This window comes from Haloplanus salinarum (genome assembly GCF_009762275.1).
Classification (GTDB): Archaea; Halobacteriota; Halobacteria; order Halobacteriales; family Haloferacaceae; genus Haloplanus; species Haloplanus salinarum.
On sequence record NZ_CP034345.1, the window covers coordinates 2,782,121 to 2,800,250 of the forward strand.

The 18,130-nt window shown below is 69.1% G+C and carries 18 protein-coding genes and 1 tRNA gene; 11 read left to right on the top strand and 8 right to left on the bottom strand.

Features of this window, described 5'->3' with window-relative positions; genetic code table 11:
- Nucleotides 1–19 precede the first annotated feature (19 nt).
- Complete coding sequence (locus EI982_RS15700; RefSeq protein ID WP_157690582.1) at nucleotides 20–1,729, bottom strand: L-lactate permease; 1,710 nt, start codon at nucleotides 1,727–1,729, stop codon at nucleotides 20–22.
- A gap of 321 nt (nucleotides 1,730–2,050) precedes the next feature.
- Between EI982_RS15700 and EI982_RS15705 the strand changes: the two genes are divergently transcribed.
- The 4 genes from EI982_RS15705 (at nucleotide 2,051) to EI982_RS15720 (ending at nucleotide 7,212) form a co-directional block, all read left to right on the top strand.
- The gene (locus EI982_RS15705) at nucleotides 2,051–2,620 is read left to right on the top strand and encodes an ArsR family transcriptional regulator (RefSeq protein ID WP_157690583.1); all 570 of its coding nucleotides are present in this window, start codon (nucleotides 2,051–2,053) and stop codon (nucleotides 2,618–2,620) included.
- A 91-nt stretch (nucleotides 2,621–2,711) separates the two neighbouring features.
- Nucleotides 2,712–4,457, top strand: coding sequence for an Nramp family divalent metal transporter (locus tag EI982_RS15710; protein ID WP_199243668.1), 1,746 nt, complete (start codon nucleotides 2,712–2,714; stop codon nucleotides 4,455–4,457).
- Between the two features lie 51 nt (nucleotides 4,458–4,508).
- Nucleotides 4,509–5,018 (top strand): LUD domain-containing protein, encoded by a 510-nt coding sequence (locus EI982_RS15715; protein ID WP_157690584.1) that lies wholly within the window; start codon nucleotides 4,509–4,511, stop codon nucleotides 5,016–5,018.
- Nucleotides 5,011–7,212 carry an LUD domain-containing protein gene (locus tag EI982_RS15720; RefSeq protein ID WP_157690585.1) on the top strand — a complete coding sequence of 734 codons (2,202 nt, stop codon included), beginning with the start codon at nucleotides 5,011–5,013 and terminating at the stop codon, nucleotides 7,210–7,212. Before EI982_RS15715 ends, EI982_RS15720 begins: the two co-directional genes overlap by 8 nt.
- 4 nt (nucleotides 7,213–7,216) lie before the next feature.
- Here the strand turns inward: EI982_RS15720 and EI982_RS15725 are convergent, their stop codons facing one another.
- The 3 genes from EI982_RS15725 to EI982_RS15735 all read right to left on the bottom strand — a co-directional run bounded on the left by EI982_RS15725 (nucleotide 7,217) and on the right by EI982_RS15735 (nucleotide 9,773).
- Nucleotides 7,217–7,672, bottom strand: a complete 456-nt coding sequence (locus EI982_RS15725; RefSeq protein WP_157690586.1) for a metal-dependent hydrolase — start codon at nucleotides 7,670–7,672, stop codon at nucleotides 7,217–7,219.
- A 40-nt stretch (nucleotides 7,673–7,712) separates the two neighbouring features.
- Entirely contained in the window at nucleotides 7,713–8,360 is a 648-nt protein-coding gene (locus tag EI982_RS15730) for a phosphatase PAP2 family protein (protein WP_157690587.1), read from the bottom strand.
- 93 nt (nucleotides 8,361–8,453) lie between these two features.
- Nucleotides 8,454–9,773: an arylsulfotransferase family protein gene (locus tag EI982_RS15735; protein ID WP_157690588.1), complete on the bottom strand. Its 1,320-nt coding sequence runs from the start codon at nucleotides 9,771–9,773 to the stop codon at nucleotides 8,454–8,456.
- Between the two features lie 88 nt (nucleotides 9,774–9,861).
- On the opposite strand from EI982_RS15735, the gene EI982_RS15740 reads away from it, so the two are divergent.
- A complete protein-coding gene (locus EI982_RS15740) occupies nucleotides 9,862–10,245 on the top strand; it encodes a hypothetical protein (protein ID WP_157690589.1) in 384 nt (127 codons plus the stop codon).
- Between the two features lie 70 nt (nucleotides 10,246–10,315).
- A complete protein-coding gene (locus EI982_RS15745) occupies nucleotides 10,316–10,606 on the top strand; it encodes a PRC-barrel domain-containing protein (RefSeq protein ID WP_157690590.1) in 291 nt (96 codons plus the stop codon).
- On the opposite strand, the gene EI982_RS15750 is transcribed toward EI982_RS15745, so the two are convergent.
- Nucleotides 10,603–12,063: a DHH family phosphoesterase gene (locus EI982_RS15750; RefSeq protein WP_157690591.1), complete on the bottom strand. Its 1,461-nt coding sequence runs from the start codon at nucleotides 12,061–12,063 to the stop codon at nucleotides 10,603–10,605. The genes EI982_RS15745 and EI982_RS15750 overlap by 4 nt on opposite strands.
- Before the next feature lie 99 nt (nucleotides 12,064–12,162).
- On the opposite strand from EI982_RS15750, the gene EI982_RS15755 reads away from it, so the two are divergent.
- Nucleotides 12,163–12,236 (top strand) — tRNA-Lys (locus tag EI982_RS15755).
- Nucleotides 12,237–12,739: 503 nt separating this feature from the next.
- Here EI982_RS15755 and EI982_RS15760 read toward each other — a convergent pair.
- On the bottom strand, nucleotides 12,740–13,135 hold the full coding sequence (locus EI982_RS15760) for a hypothetical protein (RefSeq protein ID WP_157690592.1): 396 nt from the start codon (nucleotides 13,133–13,135) through the stop codon (nucleotides 12,740–12,742).
- Between the two features lie 232 nt (nucleotides 13,136–13,367).
- On the opposite strand from EI982_RS15760, the gene EI982_RS15765 reads away from it, so the two are divergent.
- Together EI982_RS15765 and EI982_RS15770 are read left to right on the top strand one after the other, a co-directional pair.
- A complete protein-coding gene (locus EI982_RS15765; protein ID WP_157690593.1) occupies nucleotides 13,368–14,123 on the top strand; it encodes a response regulator in 756 nt (251 codons plus the stop codon).
- Between the two features lie 161 nt (nucleotides 14,124–14,284).
- Nucleotides 14,285–14,473 carry a hypothetical protein gene (locus EI982_RS15770; protein WP_157690594.1) on the top strand — a complete coding sequence of 63 codons (189 nt, stop codon included), beginning with the start codon at nucleotides 14,285–14,287 and terminating at the stop codon, nucleotides 14,471–14,473.
- Here EI982_RS15770 and thrS read toward each other — a convergent pair.
- Nucleotides 14,470–16,392 (bottom strand): threonine--tRNA ligase, encoded by a 1,923-nt coding sequence (thrS, locus tag EI982_RS15775; RefSeq protein ID WP_157690595.1) that lies wholly within the window; start codon nucleotides 16,390–16,392, stop codon nucleotides 14,470–14,472. The two genes, EI982_RS15770 and thrS, sit on opposite strands and share 4 nt — an antisense overlap.
- A gap of 94 nt (nucleotides 16,393–16,486) precedes the next feature.
- Here thrS and EI982_RS15780 point away from each other — a divergent pair, with 94 nt between their 5' ends.
- Together EI982_RS15780 and EI982_RS15785 are read left to right on the top strand one after the other, a co-directional pair.
- Nucleotides 16,487–16,738: a hypothetical protein gene (locus EI982_RS15780; RefSeq protein WP_157690596.1), complete on the top strand. Its 252-nt coding sequence runs from the start codon at nucleotides 16,487–16,489 to the stop codon at nucleotides 16,736–16,738.
- A gap of 39 nt (nucleotides 16,739–16,777) precedes the next feature.
- On the top strand, nucleotides 16,778–17,692 hold the full coding sequence (locus EI982_RS15785) for a DNA-3-methyladenine glycosylase family protein (RefSeq protein ID WP_157690597.1): 915 nt from the start codon (nucleotides 16,778–16,780) through the stop codon (nucleotides 17,690–17,692).
- Between the two features lie 7 nt (nucleotides 17,693–17,699).
- Here EI982_RS15785 and EI982_RS15790 read toward each other — a convergent pair whose 3' ends face one another.
- Nucleotides 17,700–18,128, bottom strand: a complete 429-nt coding sequence (locus EI982_RS15790; RefSeq protein ID WP_157690598.1) for an arsenate-mycothiol transferase ArsC — start codon at nucleotides 18,126–18,128, stop codon at nucleotides 17,700–17,702.
- Nucleotides 18,129–18,130: the final 2 nt, after the last annotated feature.

An 18,130-nucleotide genomic window follows, 5' to 3' on the forward strand; every position in this document is an offset into this window, starting at 1 on the left:
GCCGCTTAAATTCCGGGTACTAGAACGTCCCGGGGAACAGCACGTACCCGAACAGCAGCGTCAGGACCCCCGTGGCCGTCGCGTAGTACGCGAGCGGGATGAGCTCGTAGCGGATGACGCGGCCCTCCTCGCCGACGAGGCCGACGACCGCGAGCGCCGCGACGACGTTGTGGACGGCGATGAGGTTGCCGATGGCCCCGCCGACGGCCTGCGCACCGAGGATGATGGTACGCGGGAAGCCGATCTGGTCGGCGACGCCGTACTGGAAGGTGCCAAAGAGGATGTCGGAGACGGTGTTCGACCCCGCGAGGAAGGCCCCGAGGGCACCGACGAGCGACGCGAAGAAGGGGTAGACCCCGCCGGCGAGGTTCGCCATCGCGTCCGAGAGGACGATCAACATCCCGTCGGTGCCGGTGGCGGTGCCGGACTGGAGCATGATCTGGACCGTCGCCACCGCGAACAGCAGGGCGACGACCGCGGGGGTCACCTTCTCGATCGTCTCGCTCCAGGCGCCGACGACCTCCGCCTTCGACATCCCGTGGATGGGGATCGTCAGCAGGTGGACGGCGACGAACACCGCCCCCGGCAGGTACAGCACCGCGAGCGACCCCGACAGCGAGGTGCCGAAGATCGACCCCCACTGCAGGACGAGCGTCGACTGGAGGAACGCCGTCACCGGGTCGACGACGCGCGTGACGACGAGCAGCGCCGCGACGAGGGCGTAGGGCGTCCACGCCTTCCAGAGGGACATCGTCCGGACGACGCCGCCGTCGGCGGCGACGCCCGCCTCGCGGTCGGCGGACTCGCCGGGCTGGATCTCGCCGACCCAGTGGTCGGGCCACGAGGACTGGTCGCCGAAGTCCCACTCGTCGTCGGGGTGGAAGAAGCCGGCCTTGAGCGCGCCGACCGTGACGAATAGGCCGACCATCGCACCCATCAGACCGGGGAACTCCGGTCCCAGGAAGTACGCCGTCGCCCAGTAGGGCACGGCGAAGGAGGCCCACGCGAAGAGGGTGAGCGGCAACACCTCCAGCGCGGGCTTGATCGAACGCTCCTCGCCGAAGAACCGGGTCATCATCGCCACACCGATGAAGGGCAGGACGGCGCCGACGACCACGTGGAACGAGGCCGCCCACACCGCGATGTCGGCCACCCAACCCTCGACGGTCATCCCCTGTGCGGCGACGGCCGAGGAGATGACCTCCACGTCGCCGAAGATGTCGATCATCCCGATGATGAGCGGCGTCCCGACGGCGCCGAAGGTGATGGCCATCAGGTTCCCGGTGAGGGCGACCACGACGGCCGCGAGCGGCGGGAAGCCGAGGCCGACGAGCAGGGGGCCCACGATGGCCGCGGGCGTCCCGAAGCCGGCCGCGCCCTCGATGAACGATCCCATCAGGAACACGAGCAGGACCACCTGGACGCGGCGGTCGTCGCTGATCGAGGCGAACCCCTGGTTGATGGCGTCGAACGCGCCGGTCCGTTTGAGCGTATAGAGCAACAGGATCGCCCCGAAGACGATCCAGAGGATACTCGCGGCGGTGATGAAGCCGTTGACGGTGGCGGCGCCGATCCAGGTCGGCGACATGTTCCACCCGGCGTAGCCGGCGACGATGGCAACGAGCCACGCGACCGGCATCGCCCGCGTCGCGGGCCAGAACCGCCCGACCATCAGGTAGGCGATGATCGCCAGCGGCGTGATGGCGACGGCGATGTCGGTCAGCGCCATCGCACACCTCCGCCGTCGACTCGCCGATCCGTTCCACAACCGTTCGCAGATCGTTCTGGCATCGTTCCCTGCCATCGTTCCCCCCGATATATATCCATCGTTCCTCGCTTTTCGTGATGGATGCGGCGTGGCTCGGGAGCGGTTCACACGCGCCAGTCCGTTCGACTGCACCGGAAAGAAGGCGGTTTCGGGGGGCTGTCGGCGGCGGTCCGCCGTCCCGCACCCGAGCCACGACACACGTGTGTACCCCCTGTTCATTCGTGTGTGCTGTCGTTCACACGAGTGCGAAGGCTTTTGTTTTCGTGTGCACAGGGTTCGACCATGGCCGGGGAGGAACGCCCGCGGAACGACGACGGCCAGTACGCCGACCGCATCCCGCCGGAGGCGGTCCTGGAGGTGTTCGACGAGCGCGACGACTTGGCGCGGCCGCTCACCGCCAGCGACGTGATGGAGGCGGTCGACTGCTCGCGACGGACGGCCCACAACAAACTCGAGGCGCTCGTCGACCGGGGGCGGCTGAAGACCCGGAAGGTCGGCGCGCGGAGTCGCGTGTGGTGGGTGCCGATGGCGCGGGAGTCGTCCCACCCGTCCGCCGACACCGACGACCGACCGCTCGCCGTCGCCAACGCCATTCGCGAGGCGAACCTGCCGGGGAGCGGGCCGACCCTGGAGGCCCGCCGCGAGGCGCTGTCGGCCGCCTACGACTACCTGGCGGCCCACCCCGAGGCGAAGAAGGCCGACTTCCTCCGGGACGTCTATCACGACCACCCCGCAGGCTACGAATCCCCGGAGTCGTGGTGGAACGCCATCCAGCCGGCGCTGAAGGGGTTGCCGGGGGTCGATCCGCCCGCGGAGCGGGGCCACCTCTGGCATTTCCTCGGCGGCGACTGATCGGTTCGTTTTTTTCGGGGGATTCCCGAGTCGCCACCGATGGGAACGCCGACGCCCAGCGACCGCCGGACGTCACGCGGCGGGGGTCGCCGTGGTTGACGACGACGCGGGGGCGACGGAGCCGAGCGACGACGACGCCGAGGCTCCGGTGTACGCCTCCGCGGTCGAGGGCCGCCAGTACCGGGGAACGTGGTACTGCCCGCTCCCCTACGACGACCTGGATCGAGCGCCCGAGACGGTCGACTACCCCGACCGCGGGACCGGCGGTGCCTTCCGCTTGGCCGAACTGCCCCGCGTGCCCCGCGTCCGCCACGTCGTCGGGCCGAGCGCCATCATGCTCGGCGCGTCGCTCGGGAGCGGCGAGACGCTGTTCTGGCCGGGGCTGATCGCTCGCCACGGCTGGGGGCTCTACTGGGCGTTCTGGGTTGGCGTCCTCACGCAGTTTTTCGTCAACACGGAGCTCCAGCGGTGGACGCTCGCCACCGGCGAGAGCGTCTTTCGGTCGTACGTACGCGTCCACCGCGCGTGGCCGTGGGTCTTCCTGGTCGCCGGTCTCCTCAGCCTCGGGTGGCCCGGCTGGGCCGCAGGGGCCGCACAGGTCGCTGCCACCGCGACCGGCCTTGCCGGGTCCACACTCCTCGGCCTCCCCGCCTGGAAGCCCCTGGCCGTCGCGCTCATGCTCCTCGTCTGGGGCTCCTACCAGGCGTCGTCGGTGATGTACAACGCCGTCGAGGCGTTCCAGATCGGACTCCTCGCGCTCGCCATCGCGACGGCGCTCGCCCTCGCCGCCGTCGGCGGCGCAGTCGGCGAACTCGTGGCCCTGCCCGCGTCGCTCGGGAGCGTGGGCACCCTCCCCCCGAACATGGACGTGGCCGTCTTCCTCGGCGGCCTCGCCTTCGCCGGCGCCGGCGGCTACCTCAACCTCTCACAGAGCCTCTGGGCCCGCGAGAAGGGGTACGCCATGGGCAACTACCAGGGCCGGGTCCACAACCCGTTCAGCGGCGACGACCCGGAAGCGATCCACCGGAACGGCTTCACCTTCCGCCCCACCGACCTGAACCTCCGTCGCTGGCGCGGCTGGTGGCGGGTGATCCAGGTCGAACACCTGCTCACGTTCGTCCTCGGCCTCCTGCTCGTGGCGACGGTCCTGATGGCCGTCGCCCACCGCCACGCCCCCGGCGCCGGGGCGAACGCCCTCGATATGTGGCTCGGGCGGATCGCCCCCGCCCTCGGCGGGGTCGGGGCCGCACTCGTCTTCGTCCTGCTCTTTCTCGCGCTCTTTACCACCGAGTACGCCATCGTCGAGTCGTTCGTCCGCAACTCCGCGGACGCCGTCTACGAGGCCTTCGCCCGCGAGGCGGGGTGGGACCTCTCCCGTCTGTTCTGGTGGCTGCTCACCGCCTTCACCGTGTGGGGGGTGGTCGTCATCCTCCTCTTCTCGGCGCCGCTCGGCGACCGCGGCCCCTTCTTCCTGCTCGTCGTCGGCGCCGCCCTCTCCGGGCTGATGATGTGGCCCTACACGCTCCTGACGCTTCTCGTCAACACCGGGCGACTGCCCGAACACCTCCAACCCGGTTGGGGACGGGTGGCCGTGCTCTGGTGGGCCTCGGGCTTTTACGGCTACTTCTCGGTCCTCCTGCTCGGCGAGACGGCGGTTACGGCCGGGGTCGACGCCTTCGGGACGACCGTCGGCGTCGTCGGGAGCGCCCCCGGCGGCTACGCCCTCTGGCTCGGCTACGCGCTCGTGCAGGCGTCCGCGGTGATCCGGTCGATCCGTGCGAAGCGTGCCGCGGCGGGCACCGTCGCGGCCCTCGACAGTCGGCGGGCGTTTCGGTGACGTCGGCGCCGGACCGAAGCTACAAAACGGCCGGACGCCAAACGCGTGCACATGGCTACCACGACCACCAACCCGCTATCGACGTTCGAGGACGCCCTCGACGAACTCGGGGTCGACCTCACCCGGACGACGGCCGATGCGTTCGCATCGACGCTCGCCGACATCGTCCGCGACCCCGCCGTCGGCGTCCCCCTCCCTTTCGACGTCGAGTACCCCGACGCCGTGACCGTCGACCCGACGCCGGCGGCCGTAGAGCGGGCGGCGACCGGCGTCACCCCCGCCTCGTTCGGCGTGGCCAACTACGGGAGCGTCTTCCTCCCCTCGACCGCCGACGGCGCCGAACCCGTCTCCCTCTATCCCGAACTCCACGTCCCCGTGGTCCGTGCGGACGAGGTCCTCCCCGACCTGCCCGAGGCGCTCGACCGCTTCGGCGACATGGCCCGCGAGGACGCCGCGAGCGCCGTCGTCGCCACCGGTCCGAGCGCCACCGCCGACATGGGCAAACTCGTCCTCGGCGCGCACGGCCCCGAGGCCGTCCACGTGGTGATGCTCGATGAGTAAGGGTAGCGGCGACAAGGCCGCCGAGATCAGGCGGCTGATGGCGACCGAGGGCCCCGCCATCGAGGAGAACACCAAGGGGTTCAACCGGAAGCGCCAGGAGGCGGTCGCCGGGTTGGAGAACTACGAGGAACTCCGGACCCGCGCCCGCGAGATCAAGGAGGACGCCATCGAGCGCCTCCCCGAACTGATCGAGGAGTTGCGGGAGTCCGTCGAGGACAACGGGGGTCACCTCTACGTCGCCGACGACGCCGCGGACGCCAACCGCTACATCCGCGACGTGGCCGCCGACGCGGACGCCGAGCGCGTCGTCAAGAGCAAGTCGATGACCACCGAGGAACTCGACGTCAACGACGCCCTGGGGGCCGACGGCGTCGAGGTGGTGGAGACGGACCTCGGCGAGTGGGTCGTCCAGGTCGCCGACGAGACGCCCTCCCACCTCATCGCCCCCGCCATCCACCGCTCCCAGGAGAGCATCGCCGACCTGTTCCGGGAGGTGTTCGACCCCGAGGACCCGCCGGAGACGGCCGACGAACTCACCAGCTTCGCCCGGGAGCGCCTGGGTGAACTCATCCGCGACGCCGACGTGGGCATGACCGGCGCCAACTTCGTCGCCGCCGACTCCGGGACGATGGCCATCGTCACCAGCGAGGGCAACGCCCGGAAGTGTGCCGTCGCGCCCGACACACACGTCGCCGTCACCGGCATCGAGAAAATCGTCCCCTCCACGGACGACCTCTCGCCGTTTCTCGAACTCCTCGCCCGCTCGGGTACGGGCCAGGACCTCACCGCCTACGTCTCGCTTTTCACCCCACCGGTCGACTCGCCGACCCTCGATTTCGACGACGACGAGACGCCCCTCTCCGAGCGGGATTCGAACCGCGACTTCCACCTCGTCCTCATCGATAACGACCGGATGGCGATGCGCGAGGACGAGCAGCTCCGCGAGACGCTGTACTGCATCCGCTGTGGCCAGTGTTCGAACTCCTGTGCCAACTTCCAGCACGTCGGCGGCCACGCCTTCGGCGGCGAGACGTACTCCGGCGGCATCGGTACCGGCTGGGAGGCGGGCATCGAGGGACTGGACACCGCCGCCGAGTTCAACGACTTCTGTACCGGTTGTTCGCGGTGTGTCAACGGCTGTCCCACCAAAATCGATATCCCGTGGATCAACACGGTCGTCCGCGACCGAATCAACCGCGGCGAGGAGCCCGAGGGTGCCGACTTCCTCGTCGAGGGGCTCACCCCCGACGAGGAGCCCGGCGGGCTGGAACTCGATAAGCGCCTCTTCGGCAACTTCGAGACGCTCGCGAAACTCGGGAGCGCGACCGCCCCCGTCTCGAACTGGCTCGCCGACACCGCACCCGCCCGGTGGGCGCTCGAACGTGTCGCGGGCGTCGACGCCCGCCGTGACCTCCCCGAGTTCCAGCGGGAGACCCTCGTCGACTGGTTCGAGCGACGCTCCTCGACGGTGCCCGATCCCTCCCGGGAGGTCGTGCTCTACCCCGACGTCTACACCAACCACGTCCAGGTCGAACGCGGCAAGGCCGCGGTCCGGGCCCTGGAGGCCCTCGGCGTCTCCGTCCGGGTGCCCTCGATGCGCTCCAGCGGCCGCGCGCCCCTCTCCCAGGGGATGATCGCCACCGCCGAGAACCACGCCCACGACGTCTACGGCGCCCTCGCCGAACACCTCGACGCCGGGCGCGACGTGGTCGTCATCGAACCCTCGGACCTCGCGATGTTCGAGCGGGAGTACGAGCGGTTCCTCCCCGAGGCGTCCGCCGAACGGCTCCAGGAGCACAGCTACGAGATCATGGAGTACGTCTATGGCCTGCTGGAGAACGGGGCCGACGCCGGGGGGCTCCGCCCGGGCGACGGCCACGACGTCGCGTACCACGCCCACTGTCAGCAGCGCACGCTGGGCCTCGAAGCCCACACGACGACCGTCCTCGAGGACTTGGGCTACGACGTCGCCACCTCGGACGTGGAGTGCTGTGGCATGGCCGGCTCCTTCGGGTACAAGGACACCTACTACGAGCTGAGCATGGACGTGGGCGAGGACCTGGCCGAGCAGTTCTCGACCCCCGAGACGCGCGACCGGACGGTCGTCGCGAGTGGCACCTCCTGTCTGGAGCAACTCGACGCCCTGCTCTCCCGGCCCTCGCGGCATCCGGTCGAACTGATCGCGCCACGGTAGACCCTCACTCCCGGCCGCGGCGCCACGCGCGCACCGCCGCCGCCCCGACGGCCACCCAGATTCCGATTTCGACGAAAAACGAGGGCGTCCAGAGGTAGTAGACGAAGAAGTCCCCGGGCGGCAGTTTCAGCGGCGTCGCCGGGGTCACGAGCGGCCAGACGAGAAAGACGGCGTCCTCGGGGCGGCCGTTGATCGCGACGTGGAACGCGTCGAGCGCCAGGTGTGATGCCCACCCGACCGCGACAGCCAGCCCCCGTCGCCCGGCGACCGCAGCGGGCACCGCGAGGACGACGAGCAGCGCGGAGTGGCCGACGGTGTGATAGAGGTCGACGAGTCCGACCATCGCCAAGGGTTTGTCGACGACGTCCGGGAGCGCCGCGCCGGCGACGAGCCACGCCGGGGACAGCGTCCACCGTCGGCCGAGGAGGACGGCCGCGACGAGATGGGTCGCGAAGAGCATCACCGCCCTCCCGGTGCGGGGTGGATCGGCGCGACGGGAGTCATTCGTCCGCCAGCACCCCGCCGAGGGGTCGCCCGTCCCGGCGGTCGATCACCCGCCGACCAAGCACCACCGCGGCGCCGCCGATGGCCACCCCGACCACCGTATCGCTCAGGAAGTGGGTCCCGAGGTAGATCCGCGAGAACGCGACGAGGGCGGCGACGGCCGTCACGACCCCGAACGGGAGCGCCTCGGAGCGTCGCGACACCAGCGCGTAGACGGTCACGGCCGCCGCGTGTCCGGACGGGAACGAGTGTGGCACCCCCGATCCGTCGGTCACGCACACCGGCTGTGGCGGGAACGGCCGCTGGACCAGCGCCATCAGCGCGGCGACGACGACGCCGGCGACCGCAAGCGAGACGGTGGCGACCGCGACGTCCCGTCGCCACCCCGCCAGATAGCAGAGGCCGAGCAACACGACCGCGGCCGACGCCGACCCGAGCCCCGTCACCGACGCCATGAGCTTCGTCAGCAGCGGGTGTCTGAGTTCGAGGATCACCCCCACCGCCCACGCGTCGATACCGACGATCCAGTCCAGTAGCCGCCGCGCGCCAGGCCCGGTCCGTGCCGCCGTTCCGGCGGCCGACTCGACCGAGAGCCGGACGGCCTGGCCGACCCACGCCGACTGCGTCGGGACGCCCGGCGTCATCGACCCCCTCCCGTCGACCCCTGGATCCGGCCCTGTGGCCCACGCACCCGTCCGTCCTGACTGCGTTCCGCCATTCACCTCACCCTGGGACCGCTACGGTTTACCTCTTCGCGCCGCCGCGGCGAGGACGCGGTGCAGTCGCCCCCCCACCACGGGCAGAGCGAGCGCTAGGGCGGCGACGAGGCCGACGACCGCCGCCGCCCGCCCCGTCGCCGACAGCCATAGGGGGGAGACGAAGGCCACCGTGTTGCTGACCCGGGTGGGGATGACCGTCCGTCCCGGGCGGGTCGTCGACGGCGAGCCGGCCGCCGGGCTCCGGTTCGCGAGGCCCAGCCGTTCGGCCGAGCGGCCGCCCGCGCTCTCGTCGCCCGTCCCCAGTCGCTCCACGTCGTAACTCGGGAGCCCGTCGACCCGCCAGACCACCGTCCCCGTCTCGTCGATTTCGAGGACACGGCCGCTGTTCGTATCGCCGATCAGGGTGTGGCCGTTCGGCAACCGGTCGGCGTCGCGTGGCCAGGCCATCCCCTCGTCGCGCCACGACCAGGTCCGCACCCACGACCCGTTCTCGCGTCGGTACTCGACGATCCGCCGGTTCTGCGAGTCGGCGACGAGTACCGACGGCTCCGCTCCCGGAAGGTAATCCGGGTTGTGTTGCTCGTACAGGATCCCGTGGGCGTCGTCGCGCCCGAGCGTCCACGACGCGTCGACGCCCCGACCCGGCTCGACGAACACCACGGCGTCCTGGTTGCGGAGGCTCGCCATGTATCGTCCGTCCGGGAGCCGTTCGACGTCGTTGAGATGCGTCCAGTCCCGCGGGAACTGGCCCCCGGATTCCGTGTCGAAGTGGGCCTGTGCCGGCCACTCGTAGGTCCGCTCCCCCGTCGTCGTGTTCACGACGAAGACGGCGTCGTCACGGATGTCCGCCACCAGGAGCCGGTGGGCGTCGAGTCGGTCGACGTCGTGCCACCGGTGTGGGCGGTCGGTGCGGGGGACGGCGTGGCGGTAGACGTCCCGCGTGGCGCCCGTCGTGAGGTTCACCCGCCGGACGAGCAGGTGGGTCGTATCCCCGTCGTATTCGGCACCGACGAACTCGACGGTGTGGGTCCCCTCCGGAACCGGGTCGACGTCGTGGTATCGATCCAGCGAGTTATCGAAGTAGCGGACCCGGCCGTCGGGGGCGAACGCGACGACGAAGTTCCGTCGGAACTTCTGGACCGTGATCACCGTCGTCCCGTTCGCCGGTGGGGCGACGGCTCGCCGCTCCGCGTAGGGCTGTCGGGCCTGCGACGCCGCGGCGTCGCCGGCCGCCGGGTCGCGTGCGTGTGCGACGAACTCCACCGCGACCACGCCGGCCGACAGCACCAGCACCGCGACGAGGGCACGGACGACCCACTGCCGGGTTCCGTCGGCCATGCCCGTTCGGGGGGCTGGAGACGCATAATCCCTCGTACCCACGGGAGCCAGCACGTGATTTTATGCGCGAGCCGCCCCGAGACGTGGTATGAGCACGGCGACGGACACCGGATTCGTCGACTCGGGCGAGTTGGGACCGCTACACTACGCCGGCGTGTTGCTGGCGGTCGTCACCGGACTGATCCACCTGCGACTCGGCGTCGGGTTCGCCCCGAGTCCGCTCGGCCTCTCCTTTCTGTTCGCCGGAGTCGTGTTCCTGGCCGCGGGCGCCGCCGTCGTCGCGAACTACCGCCGTGGGCTCCTCTATCGCCTCGGAATCCCCTTCACCGCCGGACAGATCGTCCTGTGGTACTACGTCAACTTCGCCGCCGGCACGAAGGCCTTCCCCGCCGACGTCGGGACGCTCGGCGCCGTCGACAAGGTCGCACAGGTGGTCTTGCTCGTCGTTCTCGCGCTCCTCCTTCGGGAGTGACTCGCGTCGCCGTCCGGCCGTCGCGGGCGGTCCGCGAACTATTAAGACCCGCCACGAACAGGAAGTGCATATGGACGGCACGCCACAGGAGATCACGACACTCGTCGGGCGCGAGGTGTACTCGAACAACGGAGTCTTCGTCGGGGAGGTCGAGGACGTCCGCCTCGACTTGGGACAGGAGTCGGTCACGGGGCTCGCGCTCGGTGAGTTGAGCCAGGAACTGTTCGCCGGGCGGATCGAGGCCGGCAAGGGCGTGATGATCCCCTACCGCTGGGTCCGTGCGGTCGGCGACGTGATCCTGATCAACGACGTGGTCGAACGCCTCGACGAGGAAGACGAGGACGAGGAAGTCGTCGCTTAACTGCCGTTCGTCGCCTCGCCCGCGGTGCTCTCGACGCCCATCGCGTCGAACAGTTTCTTGCGGACCGCCTCCTCGGCGAGCGACAGGAGCGTGTCGCGGTTGTCCTCGCTGGCCTCGATGCCCGTAAACAGGCCGAGCGGGATTTCGACGCTCCCCTGTGTCGAGTGGCCCCCCGCCTCCCCGACGTTGCCGTAGGCGTCGTCGAGGACGTTCCCGATGTTGATGCGGATGTCCTTCGAGCGGGCGGCGAGGTAGATGGTGTCGTCCGCGATGCCGAAGACAGCCGTCGTCGTGATCCCCTCCAAGTTGAGGAGGTGCTGGGCGGCCTGCGAGAGGGCGTCCCGGTCGCGGATGAACCCCGCGTTCGAGACGAGGTGACTCCCCTGGACCTGCCGGTTCTGGATGGCCTCCGCCAGCACGTCGAGCGTCTCGGGCGACATCGACGGCGATTCGACCTGTTCGAGCGTGTCGTGGTTGGCGAAGGGATAGAGATACGCCGCAGCCGTCAGGTCCGCGGGTGTGGTGTCGCGTTTGAAATCCAGCGTCTCCGCGCGAATGCCGTACAGGAGCGCCGTCGCCACCGCCTCGCTCGGCGAGAGGTCGAACTCCTGGATATACTTCGTGAGGATGGTCGACGTCGAGGAGACGTTCGGCCGTACGTCCATGAACTCGGCGCCGTACTCCGATTCGGGCTCGTAGTGGTCGATGAAGATATCGACGCCGGTGTCGAGGCCGATGTCACCCGACTTCATGTGGTCGACGAGCGCGACCAGGTCGTAGTCGTCGAGCGACTCCGCCTCCGAGAGCGGCAGGAGTTCGATCCCGAGCAGGTTGACGAAGGCCCGGTTCTCCTGGTGGCCGATGTCGCCGTGATAGAGGATGTCGGCCTCGACGTCGTGGGCGTCGGCGATGGCCTGGAGCGCCACGGCGCTGGCGATGGAGTCCGGATCGGGGTTGTCGTGGGTGAGGATGGCGAGGTCGCCCGCCCCCGAGCGGAGGATGTCCGCCAACTGTTTGGCCTTGTACTCCAGTTCGCCCGTCTCCAGCGCCCGCAGCGCCGATTCGGCGATCACCTGCGAGGGGTTGATCACCACGTCCGCGCCCGCCTCGGTGAGTTCGTCCTCCGAGATCGGATCGGAGGCTCGCACGATGATGAACTGGTCGCCGCCACGGTCGCGGATCGTCGACACCGCGGCCTTGTTCGCCTCGACGTCCGAGGCGAGGATCAGGAGGATGTCGCGGTCGGCGACCAACTCCGCCACCTCTTCGTCACGGATGTCGGTCTGCCGTGCGTTGAGGTCCTGGTCGCGAAGCGCTTCGACGCGGCTCTCGTCCCGGTCGAGGATCAGCACGCTCTTGCCCTCCTCCGCGAGGTCTTCCGCGACCGCGTGACCGACGCTCCCACAGCCGAGGATCGCGTACGAAGACATCGTCGACACCGGGGCCGCGTTGCTCATGTGACCGACGTATCCCGGCGTTTCACTTAACCTCGTCCCTTCTTCCCACCGTCTCGAAGGGAAACGCCTTTTAGTGGCCCACGGATAGCGGTTGGCGTAGGGCCGGTAGCTCAGTCAGGTAGAGCGACGGACTCTTAATCCGTCGGTCGGGGGTTCAACTCCCTCCCGGCCCGTGCACCGAACCGCCGAGCGACGGCGAGGCGGTGAGGGAACCGGCAGGAAGGAGTTGAACTGGAGAACGCCGAGCGGTAGCGAGGCGTTCGCGTGGTTCAACTCCCTCCCGGCCCGCTTCCGCTCCGAACGAAAGTGAGGAGCGAAGCGGCTACGGAGGCCCGCCCCGTCGCCGATGGCTCGGTCGTGACCCGGTTCTCTCGCCGGCAGTGTTCGACGTCGACCCGGACACACGACGATACCGCAGCGCCCGTTCGGTCGGGGCGAGGTCGTGCCGACGGACCGACGAAGTGGCGGCGGCCGCGAACGTCCCCCGCGTCGAAAAACGAGGCAGTCGTCGACCGTGGACGCCTGATAATCGTCGCCGCCAGCCTCTTCGCGGATCCGGTCGGGTCGATGGCCAGCGTCTATCCTCGTGATGGCCCGCGGGTTCCTCATGGCGCCGATCGGGTAGGCGGACGGCGTCCCGCCGTCGGCCGACGCCTATCGGGACTCGACCGGCGCCTCAGACCACGTACTCCCCGCTCTCGTCCCGTTCGACGCCGGCCGCGTCCAAGTACGACTCCACCGTCGATCCGTCCTCCATGCACCCGGCGCCGTCGCCGGCGACCGACTGGCAGATCCGATCCCGCTCCGGGAGGACGACGACGCCGAGGACGTCGTCACTCGACGGATCGACCGTCGCCGGGGCGAGTTCGATCGTATGCAGCGTCTCGCCGTCGACGGTCTCGTGTTCGTAGATCCGAACCGGACTCGTGCTGTCGGCCGAATGGTTCGGGGCCACGTCGTCGCCGCCGACCGCCGCACCCGCACCGGCGGCCGTCAACACCAACAGTCCGACCGCCACGACCGTCGCCCCGATCCGTACCGCCATCGTCCCGCGTCTCGATCGTTCGAACATACATCCAGGTTCGACGACAGAAACATAAGAATCTGGCGTAAATATACATATTAGTACTAGTACGCCTAATATATTCACGATATATGTAAACAAACGAATCTCGACGGTGGGTGGGACGTCGGTCACTCGCGCCCGTTCGGCTCGGTACCGGCCGACGACGTCGCACGTCCCCGATGCGAGGTGACAGCGGGTGTCGCGGGAGATTTAAGCTCGTATCGCCCCGATTCGACGTATGACGACGGGCGATCCGGATTCGGGACTCTCGATCCTCCACGTCGACGACGACGCCGCGCTCGGCGAGTTGGTCAAACTCTATCTCGAACGCGAGGAGTCGGTCGACTGTCGGGTTACGACGGTCACGTCGCCGGAAGCGGCGCTGGAGCGACTCCGTGACGGCGACGGCGACGACGACTTCGACTGTATCGTCAGCGACTACCGGATGCCCGGCACGAACGGTATCGACTTCCTCGGGGCGGTTCGGGAGACCCATCCCGAGATCCCCTTCCTCCTCTTCTCGGGCGAGGAGACGGGCGACGTGGCCGCCGAAGTCGTCCGTGCCGGCGTGACCGACTACCTCCGAAAGGGCGTCGGCACCGACCAGTACACGCTGTTGATCCGGCGCGTGGAACACGCGGCCGGGGCGGACGGCCGGTTCGCCCCCGAGGCGGAGACGGCGGTCGACGCGGTCGGTATCGTCGGCCCGGACGAACGGTTCGACCGCGTCGACCCCGGCTACGCCGACGTCTACGACTACGAGCCGGCGGAGGTGACGGGCAAACACTGGACGGAACTCCACCCCGAGGCGGAAGTCGAGCACATCCGAACGCACGTGTTGCCGGTCGTCGAGGAGGGCGGCGAGTGGACCGGTCGCAGCACCGGACTCCGGGCCGACGGCAGCACGTTCACCGAGTCGAAACTGGTCACCGCCCTCGACGACGGCCGTCTCCTCATCGCCGTCTCCGAGATATCGCCACGCGAATCGGACTGAAGCCGTCGGCCGCCGAGCGGTACGATGGACGAACAGGAACTTTTATGAAGGATCGGGAACTCGTTCGGATCGATGCCCCCGCACGTCGTACCCGTACGCAACTGAGTTCTCCACCGACGGGTATCGACGTTCGACCGCCGCCGCCGCCTCGCAGACACGGAATGAGCACACACCAGCAGTCAACGACCGACCGACGCACCGATCCCACACTCACCGACGGCCGATGGACGGCCGGAACGCCCGCGGCGTCGACGCCGCCACGGGCCCGGACCGCACAGCGCCAGTTCGACACCGGCGCCCGCTATCGACTCCCGAACCTCGTCGACGACGAGAACCGGGCGATGTTTTAGTCCAGGAAGTCCGGTCCGATCCGCTTCTCGTCCCGTTCCGCCCGGAGGTGGGCGGCGAAGGCCTCGCGGTCGACGTCCTTGCGCTCCCGTTCCTTTCGGTCCCGGACCGAGACGGTTCCCGCGGACTCCTCGTCGTCGCCGACGATGAGCATGTAGGGGACACGGTCGCTGTGGGCCTGCTGGATCTTGCGGCCGACCGTCCACGACCGGTCCTCGATCTCGACCCGGAAGTCGTCGAGTTCGTTCGCGAGTCGGTGGGCGTAGCCGAGGTTGTCGTCGCTGACGGGGAGGATGCGGACCTGCTCGGGTGCCAGCCACAGGGGGAACTTCCCGTCGAAATGTTCGATGAGCACCATCAGGAACCGCTCGTAACTGCCGTAGAGCGCGCGGTGGATCATCACCGGGCGGTGATCCTCGTTGTCCTCGCCGGTGTAGGTGAGATCGAAGCGCTCGGGCATGTTGAAGTCGAGTTGGACGGTCGGCCCGTCCCAGTCGCGACCGAGGGCGTCCTCGAACGCGAAGTCGATCTTCGGGCCGTAGAACGCCCCGTCGCCCGCCTCGACGTCGTACTCGATGTCGCGGGATTCGAGCACCGCACGGAGCTGTGACTCGGCGCGTTCCCAGATCTCGTCGCTCCCGACGGACTTCTCCGGGCGGGTGGCAAGCGCCACCTCGGCGTCGAGGCCGAACGTCTCGAAGACGCGGACGATGTTGTCCATCACCAGCGTCACCTCGTCCTCGATCTGGTCCGGGCGGACGAACTCGTGGCCGTCGTCGATGGTGAACGCCCACACGCGGGAGAGCCCCGAGAGTTCGCCGCGCTGTTCCTTGCGATACACCTTTCCGTCCTCGAAGTAGCGGACGGGGAGGTCCCGGTAGCTCCAGGACTGCTGGTCGAAGATGGTGGCGTGGCCCGGACAGTTCATCGGCTTCAGGCCGTACTCCTCGTCGTTCACGTCCAGCAGGAACATGTCGTCGACGTAGTTCTCGTAGTGGCCCGACTTCTTCCAGAGCTCCGTCCGGAAGAGGTGCGGCGTCTCGACGGGCTCGTACCCTGCATCGAGGTTCAGGTCGCGGGCGAAGGCCGCGAGTTCGTCGAGGATGCGTTTGCCGTTGGGATGATAGAGCGGCAGTCCCGGTCCCGTCGTCTCGTCGATGGAGAAGATGTCGAGCTCCCGGCCGAGCTTTCGGTGGTCGCGCTCCTCGGCCTCTCGGCGGCGTTCGAGGTAGGCCTCCATCTCCTCGTCGTCTGCGAAGGCCGTCCCGTACACCCGCGTCAGCGTGTCGTTGTCCTCCTCACCCCGCCAGTACGCCGAGGAGATGTTCAGGAGTTTGAACGCGCCGATCTCGCCGGTCGACTCGACGTGTGGCCCCTGACAGAGGTCCGCGAACTCGCCCTGTCGGTAGACGCTCACGGGATCCTCGCCGGCGGCCTCGGTCTCCAGGATATCCCGCTTGTACGGATTGTCGTCGTACGTTTCGAGGACGTCCGCCCGCGGCCGCTCCTCCCGTTCGATCGGCAGGTCCTCGGCGATGATCTCCTCGGCCTCCGCCTCGATGGCCTCCAGGTCCTCGCTGTCGAGGTCGACGTTCGTCACGTCGTAGTAGAAGCCGTCGTCGGTCGGCGGCCCGATGGCGAGTTTGGCCTCGGGGTGGAGCCGTTGCAGGGCCTGTGCGAAGACGTGCGCCGCCGAGTGGCGCAACACTCGGAGATACTCGTCGCTGTCCTCGGTGACGATGACGAGCTCGGCGCCGTCCTCGAGTGGGGTGGCCTTGTCGACGAGGTCCCCGTCGACGACGCCCGCGACCGTGTCGCGTCCGAGGCCCGGCCCGATCTCGTAGGCGACGTCCTCCACCGTCGACCCCTCCGCGACGGAGAGCTCCGACCCGTCGGGAAGCGTCACTACGATTTCGCTCATACCGGTCGAAGTCGGACGAGCGGAATAATACTGTCGAACACGCGGCTCCGGGCGGCCACGCAAGTTATTTTTCGCTTCCCTCAGCACCGAGAACGTGTCCGCGACCCGCCCGCTCGCGCCCTCGCGCTCCCGCTGGGCGCGGGCGTGTTCGCCCTCCCGAGCGGCGTCGAGAACCTCGGCGGCCCGGCCACGCCGCTCGCCGCCCTCGTCCGCGACCCGCTGTCGACGGTGCACCCAGCCGTGGTGGTGGGAATCCCTCGGGGTCGCCGTCCTCGCCGTCGCCGCCGACTACCGCGCCGACCGCGGGATCGAGGCCCCGCCGCTCGATGCGGTCTACGAGGAGTAGAAACGAAACCGGGAAACGGCGGCGGCCCGACCCGCTCGCATGGAACGCGGCACCATCCCGCTCGATTCCCTCGACGGTCCCTTCGACCTGCAGGCGACCGTCGAGAGCGGCCAGAGCTACCTCTGGACCCGCCCGGACGGGGGAATGTACGAGCGGGACGACGCCCACGGCGGCGACGCGTGGTACGAGACGGTCGTCCCGCGGCTCGACGCCGTCGGCAACGAGCCGGCGGTCGTCCGGGTCCGCCAGACAGACGGGCGACTGGAGTGGGAGTCGACGACCGACGCCGTCCCGATCCTCACCCACCTGCTCCGCCTGGACGACGACCTCGACGCCATCCTCGGGGCCACTCCGGACGATCCACTGCTCGCCCGCGCGTACGAGAGGTATCGGGGAATGCGGCTGGTTCGCGACCCGCCCTTTCCCTGTCTGATCTCCTTCATCTGCTCGGCACAGATGCGGGTCTCGCGCATCCACGGTATGCAGCGGGCGCTCGCCCGCGAGTACGGCGACACGCTTGCCGTCGACGGCCGCACGTACCACGCCTTCCCGACGCCGGCCCAGCTGGCCGCCCGTACCGAGGAGGAACTTCGGGAGCTCAAACTCGGCTACCGAGCGCCCTACGTCCGGCGGACGGCGGCGATGGTCGACGACGGCGAGGCCGCGCCGGCGGAGGCCCGCGGTCGCCCCTACGAGGAGGCCCGCGAGTACCTCACGCGCTTCGTCGGCGTCGGCGAGAAGGTGGCCGACTGCGTGTTACTGTTCTCGCTGGGCTATCTGGAGGCGGTGCCGCTCGATACGTGGATCCGCTCGGCCATCGCCGATCACTACCCCGACTGCGACCGCGGCTCCTACGCCGGGACCTCCCGGGCGATCCGCGAGCGCCTCGGCGGCGAGTACGCCGGCTACGCCCAGACGTACCTGTTTTACTACCTCCGGGCCGGCGGGGAGTAATCGGCCGCTACTCGACCTCGTCGAACAGCGCGGCGACGCGGCCCTCGATCTCGTCACGGATCTCGCGCACCCGGTCGAGGTCGGCTCCGCCGGGGTCGGCGAGCGCCCAATCGCGGACGTCGACGTCGTCGCGGATCGCGTCCACGTCGAGCGTCGAACAGCCCATCGTGGCGGCGTAGTCGCAGGTCCGGAGTTCGGCCGTGCCGATCTCGCGCGGTGTCCGGTCCGTGAGGTCGAGCCCCACCTCGGCCATGGCCTCGATCACTCCCTCGTGGACCGATTCGGCGGGACGGGTCCCGCCGCTCAGTATCTCGACGTTCAGGTCCCGTCGGTCGCGCTCCCGTTCGGCGAACGCGGCGGACATCTGCGAGCGGCCGGCGTTCCGGACACAGACGAAGGCGATGCGGGTCGGCTCGGCGGCGTTGGTGTCGGTCATGG

Coding starts and splice junctions, on each gene's coding strand:
- EI982_RS15700 (WP_157690582.1), bottom strand. CDS start 1,729: ATGGCGCTGACCGACATCGCCGTCGCCATCACGCCGCTGGCGATCATC.
- EI982_RS15705 (WP_157690583.1), top strand. CDS start 2,051: ATGGCCGGGGAGGAACGCCCGCGGAACGACGACGGCCAGTACGCCGAC.
- EI982_RS15715 (WP_157690584.1), top strand. CDS start 4,509: ATGGCTACCACGACCACCAACCCGCTATCGACGTTCGAGGACGCCCTC.
- EI982_RS15720 (WP_157690585.1), top strand. CDS start 5,011: ATGAGTAAGGGTAGCGGCGACAAGGCCGCCGAGATCAGGCGGCTGATG.
- EI982_RS15725 (WP_157690586.1), bottom strand. CDS start 7,672: ATGCTCTTCGCGACCCATCTCGTCGCGGCCGTCCTCCTCGGCCGACGG.
- EI982_RS15730 (WP_157690587.1), bottom strand. CDS start 8,360: ATGACGCCGGGCGTCCCGACGCAGTCGGCGTGGGTCGGCCAGGCCGTC.
- EI982_RS15735 (WP_157690588.1), bottom strand. CDS start 9,773: ATGGCCGACGGAACCCGGCAGTGGGTCGTCCGTGCCCTCGTCGCGGTG.
- EI982_RS15740 (WP_157690589.1), top strand. CDS start 9,862: ATGAGCACGGCGACGGACACCGGATTCGTCGACTCGGGCGAGTTGGGA.
- EI982_RS15745 (WP_157690590.1), top strand. CDS start 10,316: ATGGACGGCACGCCACAGGAGATCACGACACTCGTCGGGCGCGAGGTG.
- EI982_RS15750 (WP_157690591.1), bottom strand. CDS start 12,063: ATGAGCAACGCGGCCCCGGTGTCGACGATGTCTTCGTACGCGATCCTC.
- EI982_RS15760 (WP_157690592.1), bottom strand. CDS start 13,135: ATGTTCGAACGATCGAGACGCGGGACGATGGCGGTACGGATCGGGGCG.
- EI982_RS15765 (WP_157690593.1), top strand. CDS start 13,368: ATGACGACGGGCGATCCGGATTCGGGACTCTCGATCCTCCACGTCGAC.
- EI982_RS15770 (WP_157690594.1), top strand. CDS start 14,285: ATGAGCACACACCAGCAGTCAACGACCGACCGACGCACCGATCCCACA.
- thrS (WP_157690595.1), bottom strand. CDS start 16,392: ATGAGCGAAATCGTAGTGACGCTTCCCGACGGGTCGGAGCTCTCCGTC.
- EI982_RS15785 (WP_157690597.1), top strand. CDS start 16,778: ATGGAACGCGGCACCATCCCGCTCGATTCCCTCGACGGTCCCTTCGAC.
- EI982_RS15790 (WP_157690598.1), bottom strand. CDS start 18,128: ATGACCGACACCAACGCCGCCGAGCCGACCCGCATCGCCTTCGTCTGT.